Consider the following 11,001-nt stretch of genomic DNA (forward strand, 5'->3'; position numbering starts at 1 on the left):
AAGTAATCGCTTTCTTTTGTCTGTTTTATTCTAACTTTTATGATATACTGTTTTCATGACAGATTTATCAAAACAATTACTTGAACAAGCTCATGGTGGAGCAAAATTAAATCCGGATGAGCAAAGACGCTATCTTGGTACTTTTGAGGAAAGAGTTCTTGGATATGCAGATATTGATACAGCAAATAGCCCTCAGTTAGAAAAAGGATTTTTATCTATTTTAGAAAACCTTCAGGAAAAAGCAGAGCCACTATTTGTGAAGATTTCACCAACTATCGAATTTGACAAGCAAGTTTTCTACTTAAAAGAAGCAAAAGAAACTGATAGTCAAGCTACCATAGTATCTGAAGAGCATATTACTTCTCCCTTCGGTCTGGTTATCCATAGCAATGCACCCGTTCAAGTAGAAGAAAAGGATCTTCGACTTGCTTTTCCAAAACTTTGGGAAGTTAAAAAGGAAGAACCATCTAAAACATCCTTATGGAAAAAATGGTTTGGCTAAATCTTGCGCATAGTTAATAAGTGCCCAATATTGGCAGCCGTGTGCTCCAGATAGAGACTGGCATTTTTCAAACTATCTTCTAAAGGTTCACTTTTCTCCAAAATAGAAAAGACAGCTTGGATATTTTCAAATGGTAGGGGAGGTAAATCTTCAGCAAGACTACCGCAAATAGCAATAACAGGAACTCCAACAGGGGTTCTTTTTGCAACACCTATAGGCGCTTTCCCAGCAAAGCTTTGACTGTCAAGTCTTCCTTCTCCAACAACAACCAAGTCAGCATCTGAAACTTTCTTATCAAAGTTGATTAAGTTCAAGCAGGTATCAATTCCAGACACGATATTTGCCTGAGCAAAGGCACACAAACCGCCAGCAATGCCTCCACCAGCTCCTGCTCCTTTAATTTGCAATATTGCAGGTGAGACTTTTTCATAAAAGTCTTGGATTGCTTGATCTAGGACTGGAAACATAGTAAGATTTAGGCCTTTTTGCTTGCCAAAAGTGTAAGTCGCACCTTGATGACCACATAAGGGACTCACGACATCTGATAAAATATGAATTTGAACACCTTCAGGAATTTTATAGCGATTTTCTGTTGAAACAGAAGCTAAGTTTAATAAGGATTGACCGGAAGCAGGCAAGACATTTCCGTCCCTATCATAAAATTGATAACCTAAACCAGCAGCAATCCCCAGTCCTCCATCATTACTGGCCGTGCCACCAACACCGATATAAATATCTTTAATCCCTTTAGAAATGAGATGGAGAATCAACTCTCCGATACCACAAGTTTGGATTTGAAGTGGATTTCGTTTCTCTAGCGGAATTTTTCCAAGACTAACCAAGTCAGCTACTTCAAATAGTGCCAGTTGACTTTTTTGAAAATAGCGCATGGCTTCTTTTTGTCCAAAAGGGTCTGTCACTTGGATCCATTTTTCTTTTAGGTCAAGAGAATGTCGGATAGCATCTACAGTACCTTCTCCCCCATCACCAACAGGGCAGAGGAGACATTCTACATCTGCTATCGATTACTGGAAGCCTCTTTTTATTGCTTCAGCTACCTGTTGAGCTGTCAAGCTTTCCTTAAACGAATCCGGTGCAATTACAATCTTCATATTTTCCCTCATTCTAAACAGTCAATCAAAGGAAGAACTTCTAAAAAATCCCTCTTGTCAACATGATGTGGTATTTCTTTTTTGAGTACTTCTTTGGCACAAAAAGCGATTCCCAGTCCTGCTGATCTCAACATCAATAAATCATTGGCCCCGTCACCGATTGCAATCGTTCTTTCTTTAGAAAGTTTTAGTTTCTTTCTCCATTTTTCCAGAGTTTCTTTTTTGACCTGGGGACTTATAATTTGTCCAACTAATTTTCCTGTTAAAAGACCTTCTTTGACTTCAAGCTAGTTGGCAGTGAAATAGGCAATACCAAGGGATTTTGCTAATCTCTCCAACTATTGGTATAAATCCACCAGACACCAAACCAACTAGGATGCCATTCTTTTGGGGAATAGAGATGAACTCTGGGACATTTAGCGATAGATGAATTGAGTTGAAGACGTTATCAAATACCAAAATAGGAAGACCTTCCAAGAAGGACACTCTTTTTCTTAAACTGCTTTCAAAGACCCACTCTCCTCGCATTGCCCGACTTGTAATCTGCGAAATTTCCTCCTCACGACCTACCTTTCTTCCCAACAAATCAATCACTTCTTCTAGGATTAAGGTTCCATCCACATCCATAACACACAAGCCTTTTACTTGAGACATCAGTTCTCCTCTCTAAACAGCCCAAAAATCGTATGAAGTCATCATACGATTTTATCTATTAATTAACTAAACTATGGTACAAGTCAAGGTATGACTTGCAGGCTGTATCCCATGAGAAATCACACTCCATAGCTTGTTTTTGTAGATTTCTCCAAACGTCAGGATGGTTTCTATACAAGTCCAATGCTGTTTGGAAAGTCCAATTTAACCAGTAAGGTGATAGATTGTCAAAGCTAAAACCAGTACCGCTTCCTTCGATTGGATTGAAAGCGCGGACAGTATCTCGCAAACCACCAACTTCATGAACCAATGGCAAGGTTCCGTAACGCATAGCCATCATTTGAGACAAGCCGCATGGTTCAAAACGACTTGGCATGAGGAAGAGGTCACAGGCAGCGTAGATTTCTTGAGCAAGTTTGACATCAAAAGTGATATTTGCTGATATCTTGTCTGGGTAAATCTGAGCAAACCATGAGAAAGCTCCTTCAAAGGCTGGATCTCCAGTTCCCAAAAGAACAATCTGAACATCATTTTGCAAGATATGGTGAAGACTTTCGATCACCACATCAAAACCTTTTTGACGTGTCAAACGAGAAACAATTCCCACTAGAGGAACGTCAGATCTAACTGGCAAGCCAACTCTCTCTTGTAATTTTGCCTTATTCTGGGCTTTTCCAGACAAATCTTCCTGATTAAAATGATAGTCTAAAAGAGCATCCGTCTGAGGATTATAAAGGTCAGCATCAATCCCATTCACGATACCAGATACTTTACCAGACTCCATTCTAAGAATCTGATCCAAGTTACATCCGAATTTACTGGTCATAATTTCCTGAGCATAACTAGGTGAGACGGTTGAAACACGATCCGCATAGAGAATACCTGCCTTCATCCAGTTCAGACAGTTGTTCCAGCGAAGGGTACCGTCAGCATAACGTTCAAAGCCAACTCCAAACAAGTCCCATAACATTCCTTCTGAAAATTGTCCTTGGAATTCCAAATTATGAATGGTTAAAACAGTTTTTATTCCTTGATAGGCTTGAATCCAACGGTATTTTTCCTTTAACAAGAAAGGAATCATGGCTGTATGGTAATCATGAACATGGAGAAGGTCAGGAATAAAGTCAATCCTTTCCATAGCCTCAATGGCAGCAAGTTGGAAAAAGGCAAAGCGCTCTCCGTCGTCAAAATCACCGTAAACATGACCACGGAAGAAATAATATTGGCTGTCAACAAAGTAGAAGGTTACACCATTTAATACTGTTTTCTTAATTCCACAATACTGTCTGCGCCAACCGACGCTCACCTCAAAATGAAGAACATCTTCAATCTGATTTCCAAATTTAGCCTCTACCATGTCATAGTAGGGTAAAATCACTGCAACTTCATGTCCCGCTTTTACAAGTGATTTAGGAAGAGCGCCAATGACGTCTCCCAAACCACCTGTTTTTGAAAAGGGTGCACCCTCTGCTGCTACAAATAAAATTTTCATGAATGAATATCCTCTGTTACTTTGCTACCTTTCTTAACGACAACTGGATGTTCTGCAGTTCCTCGAATCACAACACCAGGCTCAACTTCAACACCCTTGTCCAAGATAGCATATTCAACCTGAGCTCCTTCTCCAATAACAACACGAGGGAAGAGCAGGCTATCTTTAACCAAGCTATCCTTATGGACATGAATATTACGTGATAGAACAGAATTAGCCACTTGACCTTCAATGATACTACCAGAAGCAAACTGAGAAGTACTTACCTTAGATGTATTAGCATAGTAAGTTGGTTCTTCGTTCTTAACCTTTGTATAAATCTTTTGATTTGGTGAGAAGAGAGAGTAGAATTTTTGCGATTCAAGCATATCTTTGTTAGCTTTGTAATAAGACTCTACAGAGTGAATATTTGCAAGGTAGCCTGTATACTCGTAGGCAAAAGCTCCTTCTTTAGCAGCTAAATCACGTAAAACATAGCGCAACTTCTCTGGATGTTCTTTTTTAGCTTCTTCTTCCAAGCGTTCAATCAACCAAGGTGTATCAACGACAAAGATATCTGTAGACATATTGAACGTTTCAGCTGCTGACTTGCTATCAAAGAGTTTATGAGAACGAACATGGTCTGTCTCATCCACTTCCAAGATTGCGTTTACTTCTGAAATGTCTTTCTTAGCTAGCTTTTTATAAACTACAGTGATAGGCCCTTTTGTTGTACTATGTAGATGGAAAACTTGGTTCAAATCAATGTTAATCAGAACATCGCAGTTGAGGGAAACCGTTTGGTTTGACCCAGAACGTTTCAAATAAGTAAGAAGCTGTTGGTAGTATTCTTTTCCAACTGTACTACTTTCCACACGGGTATTGTAAATTCCTAGATAGTAATGGCTAAGAAGGGTTGACAAGCCCCACTCACGCCCTGAACGGATATGGTCAAAGACTGAGCTGATATTATCCTGCTGGAAAATACCAAAGACACTACGAACACCTGCATTAGCAAGGCTTGAAAGCGGGAAGTCAATCAAACGATATTTCCCACCAAATGGCAAACTTGCTACTGGACGATGGTCCGTCAATGTCGACATATCATGAAAACCAACTGTATTTCCTAAAATGGCAGAATATTTATCAATCTTCATCTGTTGCTACCCCCACTACTTCATCATATCCTACAACTTGTACTTCATCTGTTCCATCAATTTCGACACCGTCAGAAATAATCGCACCTTCACCAATAATGGCACGTTTAATCTTAGCTCCTTGACCAATGATAGCTCCACTCATGATAACTGAATCAACCACTTCCGCTCCTTCGCGAACTTGCGCGCCTGTTGAAAGGATAGAATGTTTAACAGTTCCATCAACGAAACATCCGTCTACAACTAATGAGTCTTCCACATCAGCATTTGCTCCGAGGAAGTTTGGTGGTGAAATCAAGTTTCTTGAGTAAATCTTCCATTGACGGTTACGACTATCCAAGGCATTTTCTGGAGAAATATACTCCATGTTCGCTTCCCAAAGTGACTCAATAGTACCGACGTCTTTCCAGTAACCGCTAAATTCGTAAGCATAAACACTTTCACCTGACTCAAGGTAATTTGGAATGACATTTTTACCAAAGTCTGACATATCGACATTGCTCTTTTCAGCAGCGACTAACATATTGCGGAGACGCTGCCAATCAAAGATGTAAATACCCATAGAAGCTTTTGTAGATTTAGGTTGAGCTGGTTTTTCTTCAAATTCTACAATACGATTGTTAGCATCTGTGTTCATGATACCAAAACGGCTAGCTTCTTTCAGAGGAACATCAAGAACTGCTACTGTCAAACTAGCATTATTATCCTTATGAGACTGGAGCATAGCATCGTAGTCCATCTTATAGATATGGTCACCCGAAAGAATCAAAACATACTCAGGGTTGACACTGTCGATATAATCAATGTTTTGGTAAATAGCGTGGCTAGTCCCCTCAAACCAACGATTTCCTTCACTTGCAGAATATGGTTGAAGGATAGAGACACCAGAATTAATCCCATCTAGACCCCAACTTGAACCATTCCCGATATGGTTGTTGAGAGCAAGTGGTTGATACTGGGTGATGACTCCAACATTGTGAATACCTGAGTTGGCACAGTTTGAAAGAGCAAAGTCAATGATACGGTAGCGCCCACCAAATTGCACAGCTGGTTTTGCGATGCTTTGAGTGAGTTTACCGAGACGAGTTCCTTGCCCACCAGCAAGAATCAAAGCTAACATTTCATTCTTCATTTTCTACTCCTTTTTGGTTTTTACTTGTGACAGTTTTATCAGATTTCAAGCGGCGTTTGATTTTCCAAACACTTGCTCCCATAGCCGGTAGGGTAAAGGTCAAGGTCTGCTCATAATCTTTCCATAGTCCTTCTTGCGTTTGAACAGTTTGATTATGTTCTTTCCAAACGCCTCCCCACTCTTCTAACTCAGTATTCCAGACTTCTTCATAAATCCCTGCAACAGGCAGACCGATTGTAAAATCTTTTCGTTCAACAGGTGCCATATTAAAGACGCAGACTAGCATGTCGCCCTTCTTACCCTTACGGATGAAGGAAAGAACACTCTGGTCTCGATTATCCGCATCAATGATTTCAATACCATCATAGCTGGTATCGATTTCCCACAGACAGCGATGATCTTTGTAAAACTGGTTTAGCTGAGAAGTGAAATACTTCATCTTAGCATTCATAGGGTCTTCTAGATTAGACCATTCCAACTGCTCTTCAGATCTCCATTCTAGGAATTGGCCGTATTCACTACCCATGAAGAGCAATTTCTTACCAGGGTGACAAATTTGGTACGTATAGAGATTGCGCAAGCCTGCGAATTGATTATAGCGATCTCCCCACATCTTGTGCATCATACTCTTCTTGCCATGAACAACTTCATCGTGTGAGAATGGTAGGAGATAATTCTCCTTGAAGACATACATAAAGCTGAAAGTCACTAGGTTAAAGTCGTATGTACGATAAATCGGATCTTCTTCATAGAAACGGAGAATATCATTCATCCAGCCCATATTCCATTTGTAGTCAAAGCCAAGACCATCTGAATCCTTTGTATCAGTAATCTGAGTAGCTGATGAACTTTCCTCAGCTATCATCATCACATCTGGATGAGCTAGTTTAATGACATCATTCAAGCGTTGAAGGAAATAATATCCTTCATAGTTGAGATTACCGCCATCTTTATTCGGTGTCCATGGGGCATCATCGTAATCTAGATAGAGCATGTTGCTAACCGCATCCACGCGAATACCGTCCAAATGGTAAAAGTCAATCCAAAACTTAATGCTAGAAATCAAGAAGGACTGGACTTCATTCTTCCCAAGGTCGAAATTGAGTGCTCCCCAACCATAGTTATGAGCCTTATTATGGTCCTGATACTCAAAAGTCGGTGTCCCATCGTAATAGGCTAAGGCATCATCATTAATAGTGAAGTGACCAGGTACCCAGTCCACAATAATCCCAATATTGTTTAAGTGACATTCCTCAACAAAATCTTGAAACTCTTCAGGACGACCATAGGCATGCTCTAAAGCAAAGTAACCCATAAGCTGATAGCCCCAACTCAAACCGAGAGGGTGAGACATCAAGGGCATAAACTCAATGTGAGTATAGTTCATCTCAACTAGGTAAGGAATGAGTTCATCTTTCAATTGAGCAAAACTATAGGGACTACCGTCTGGATTTCTCTTCCAAGAGCCAGCATGAACCTCGTAAATATTGACAGGACGCTCTTCAAAGCTTAAGCGTTTTCTACGGGCTAGCCAGAGTCTATCCTTCCATTTTTTCTCTGGAATCTCTGTTAAAATCGCTCCAGTACCAGGTCGTGCCTCATACCGTACAGCCAAAGGATCAATCTTCATAAGCTGATGACCATTTGCACGTGTGATATGGTACTTGTAAATTTGGCCTTCTTGAGCAAAACTGGTAAAGACTTCCCAGACTCCAAATTCATTCCGTTCCATCGGAATTTGATTTTCAACCCAATTGGTGAAATCCCCTACCAAGTGAACTGCCTGAGCATTGGGTGCCCAAACTCGGAAAGTATAGCCAGACTCACCATCTTTTTCTTCCCTATGCGCTCCCAGATAATGCTGGAGGTGAAAATTCTCACCTGTCATAAAGGTGCGCAATGCTTCTCTTCTATCCATATACTCCCTTTCTGCTGTAAGCGTTTTCTGTGTTTTTATTATACTACTTTTTTAGAGAAGATTCAAGTAAATTACTATACTTCTTTAAAATTATTTTGAAAATCTACAAAAAGTTCACTTTCTCGTTCAATTGTAAAGCAATATTTTTTCAAAAAAATGTGAAAACACCTTTCTTTTCTCTACTATAATACCAAAAAGTTCGTATTTTTCTATGATTATTATTGTTTTATAGCAAAAAAATAAAACCAGGAAAACAATTTCCTGATTTTACACGTTTGATGAAAATATTTATCAAATTTTCTATACAAGTGAGTTATCAACTAAGTTCTTTCTATTCGTTCACTTCCAATGATGTGTTAGAATAGCGAGATAGATGGTCTTTATAAAACACTCAAGACAGCTAGACTAATATCATCTAACACATTATCTTCTTTTGAACGACTATTAGTTACCAACATAGCTAAATTTCCTGCATTTTCAAATTGATAGGGTTCTGATTTAGCATTCACAACCACCAAGAGGTGTTCTTTCCCATGAACTTCATAGATAAGGCAGCCGCTATGTTCAATCGCAGAATGCACAAAGACATGATGGTAAATTTCATCATAGCTAGAGTAAGAAAAGGCACCAGTTTTTGTCTTCAATCGGATGACTTGACGGATAAACTCAATACTGTCTTGACGCTCATTGATCAAATCCCAGTTGACTTGGTTCACACTGTCAGGAGCATTATAGCTATTCATCGCACGCTCTCTATCATCATGGGTCAACTCACCATTCTCACCAGTCGCAACCAGTTTGGTACGACCAAATTCTTGACCGATTTCCATAAAGGCCATCCCTTGCATGAGTAGGTTCATAGCTGTGGCTGTCTCGACCTTGCGCATGATTTGTTCTGAACTTTGGTTTGGATGAAGGGTTGCCAATAAATCGTGAAGATTGTAATTGTCATGGGCTTCCACATAGTTAAGCACCTGATTTGGATGTGTATAGGTTCCTAATTCACGACTTCCTAGGATTGCTTTGGCTAGAATTGGCTCTGTCGCAGCACCGCTGACAAAACCTGACTTGATAGCACCATAAACTTCTCCACCTTTGACAGCATCACGCTGATTGTCATTAAAGAAACCAATATTTGGCATTTCGTAGGCGTTGTCTTTCTTAGCCTTATCATAAGGTGCAAGACCTGTTCCCATATCCCATCCTTCTCCATAGAGGATAATGTTAGGGTCGATTTCATCCAAACTCTGACGAATCATCTGCATGGTCTTGACATCATGAATCCCCATCAAGTCAAAACGGAAGCCGTCAATATTGTATTCTTGCACCCAGTATAGAAGAGAATCAATCATATACTTGCGGAACATTTCGTGTTCACTGGCTGTTTCATTTCCAACACCCGTTCCATTCTGGAAGGTACCGTCTGGATTCATACGATAATAGTAATCAGGGACAGTTGTTTGGAAAGGTGCATCAACAACTGAGAAGGTATGGTTATAGACTACATCCATAATGACACCAATACCCGCATCGTGGTAAGCTTGAACCATGGTCTTCAAATCGCGAATGACCTGAGCTGGATCATCTGGATTAGTTGAAAAACTAGTTTCTGGCGCGTTATAGTTTTGTGGGTCATAACCCCAGTTGTAGGTTACATTCCCATCCTCATCGTATTCTTTATGACGGTCTGCAATTGGTTGCAACTGAACATAATTGTAGCCCAACTTCTTGATGTGATCAAAAGCAGTTGACTGGCCGTACTGGTTAACTGTTCCAGTTTGAGCAGCACCTAAGAAAGTTCCTCGAAGATGTTCATCCACACCTGAGGTCGGTGATTTGGTCAAATCACGAATGTGCATTTCACAAATAACTGCCTTACATGGATTTGCCAAGCGCCAAGTAGCCTCTGAACCGTGCTTGACCTCGAAGTTTGCAACTTGCTTTTCTTCATGGCTCAGGATAGCTGAACGTTTGCCATCAGGACTGGTCGCGATGGTATAGGGATCGCGTGTCACTGTTTGGTGGTGAGGGAATTGGACTTGATACTGATAAGCCTTACCAGTCAAATCTTCCTCAACATCCAAACTCCAGACACCGATTGTATTGTCCTTGTGATTATAAGAGTAGCTATTGCCTCTCTCCATCTCAAAGGTCTTCCAAACAGGAGCATCATTAGCAGCTGATTCATAAACGACAACCTGCACTTCTGTCGCTGTTGGAGCCCAGAGAGCAAAACGAGCCTGATTGTCCTCTACACGGCAACCCAATTCCCCTTGGTAGCCCCAGTGGTGGTCGAAACTAGCGCTATTGATAGCCTTGTCAAAAGCAAAAGGATTTTGATTTTTATAGAAAGGACTTGCAATTGCAGGATTTTCAGAATAATAAATTCTATCATCGCCTTCCAAAATCCAGACCTCTGTTAAGAGGGGATAGTGATTAAAACGGATAGCATATTCTTTACTAGTTTGGCCTGTGTGAACCACAAAATTCAAGCTTTCTAAGGGATGAGCACTTGGGTGTTCAAAGCTAAATAAGGCTCCAAAATAATCTTCTTGGTAAGTTAGTAAATCAATTCGTTGATCCTTACTCTTTACAAAAGAGCAAGTGTCGTATTCACCATTCTTGCGATGGTAATGAATGCGCATAGGGTAGTTATACATTTTTATTTTTCCTTTTTACTTTTTAATTCGTTTCTATTTCACTAATAAATTCTTGACTAATCTCGTCTCGATTGACAAAAAATTCGATGTGATGATGGCAGACTTGAAGTTCAACTGGGGTATCTCCTCCATATTCCCCATCTAGGTTCAGCATAAATGGTTCTTGGTCATCTAAAACTTCTAAACGTAGTTTGCTAGTTTTAAGGTATTCGATATTGACGTCTGAGACATGCTGACCACCATTAATGGCCTGTATCAATAAGCCCAACATATCAAATAGCTTGTCTGTCTTGACCAAAATCAGAGTAAAATTACCATCGTCTAACTTGGTATCAGGCGCTAACTGCTCAAACCCTCCAATGGAATTGGTCAAGGCAGTCATAACCACCCGTGAA

General features: G+C 40.2%; 8 protein-coding genes and 2 pseudogenes. 1 reads left to right on the forward strand and 9 read right to left on the reverse strand.

Annotated features, from left to right (window positions below; genetic code table 11):
* The first annotated feature begins 55 nt into the window (after positions 1-55).
* A complete protein-coding gene (locus HT703_RS09640) occupies positions 56-502 on the forward strand; it encodes a DUF1694 domain-containing protein (protein WP_000131108.1) in 447 nt (148 codons plus the stop codon).
* Here HT703_RS09640 and HT703_RS09645 read toward each other — a convergent pair.
* The 9 genes and pseudogenes from HT703_RS09645 to HT703_RS09680 form a co-directional block, all read right to left on the reverse strand.
* Positions 499-1,614, reverse strand: a pseudogene (locus HT703_RS09645) (glycerate kinase). The gene HT703_RS09640 and the pseudogene HT703_RS09645 sit on opposite strands and share 4 nt — an antisense overlap.
* An 8-nt stretch (positions 1,615-1,622) precedes the next feature.
* A complete protein-coding gene (locus HT703_RS11855; RefSeq protein ID WP_345890291.1) occupies positions 1,623-1,856 on the reverse strand; it encodes an HAD hydrolase family protein in 234 nt (77 codons plus the stop codon).
* A gap of 40 nt (positions 1,857-1,896) precedes the next feature.
* The gene (locus HT703_RS11860; protein WP_050223215.1) at positions 1,897-2,268 is read right to left on the reverse strand and encodes a phosphoserine phosphatase; all 372 of its coding nucleotides are present in this window, start codon (positions 2,266-2,268) and stop codon (positions 1,897-1,899) included.
* A gap of 58 nt (positions 2,269-2,326) precedes the next feature.
* On the reverse strand, positions 2,327-3,760 hold the full coding sequence (gene glgA / locus HT703_RS09655; RefSeq protein ID WP_023940142.1) for a glycogen synthase GlgA: 1,434 nt from the start codon (positions 3,758-3,760) through the stop codon (positions 2,327-2,329).
* The gene (gene glgD / locus HT703_RS09660; RefSeq protein WP_172930056.1) at positions 3,757-4,896 is read right to left on the reverse strand and encodes a glucose-1-phosphate adenylyltransferase subunit GlgD; all 1,140 of its coding nucleotides are present in this window, start codon (positions 4,894-4,896) and stop codon (positions 3,757-3,759) included. Before glgD ends, glgA begins: the two co-directional genes overlap by 4 nt.
* Positions 4,886-6,028: a glucose-1-phosphate adenylyltransferase gene (locus HT703_RS09665; RefSeq protein ID WP_050971577.1), complete on the reverse strand. Its 1,143-nt coding sequence runs from the start codon at positions 6,026-6,028 to the stop codon at positions 4,886-4,888. Before HT703_RS09665 ends, glgD begins: the two co-directional genes overlap by 11 nt.
* Positions 6,018-7,946, reverse strand: a complete 1,929-nt coding sequence (gene glgB / locus HT703_RS09670; RefSeq protein ID WP_000375891.1) for a 1,4-alpha-glucan branching protein GlgB — start codon at positions 7,944-7,946, stop codon at positions 6,018-6,020. The genes HT703_RS09665 and glgB overlap by 11 nt, the downstream gene beginning before the upstream one ends.
* 380 nt (positions 7,947-8,326) lie before the next feature.
* Positions 8,327-10,606, reverse strand: coding sequence for a type I pullulanase (gene pulA / locus HT703_RS09675; RefSeq protein ID WP_172930057.1), 2,280 nt, complete (start codon positions 10,604-10,606; stop codon positions 8,327-8,329).
* A gap of 22 nt (positions 10,607-10,628) precedes the next feature.
* A pseudogene (locus HT703_RS09680) lies at positions 10,629-11,001 on the reverse strand (diacylglycerol kinase); the annotation flags it as partial.

This window comes from Streptococcus sp. 3874, assembly GCF_013276425.1.
GTDB lineage: Bacteria > Bacillota > Bacilli > Lactobacillales > Streptococcaceae > Streptococcus > Streptococcus pseudopneumoniae.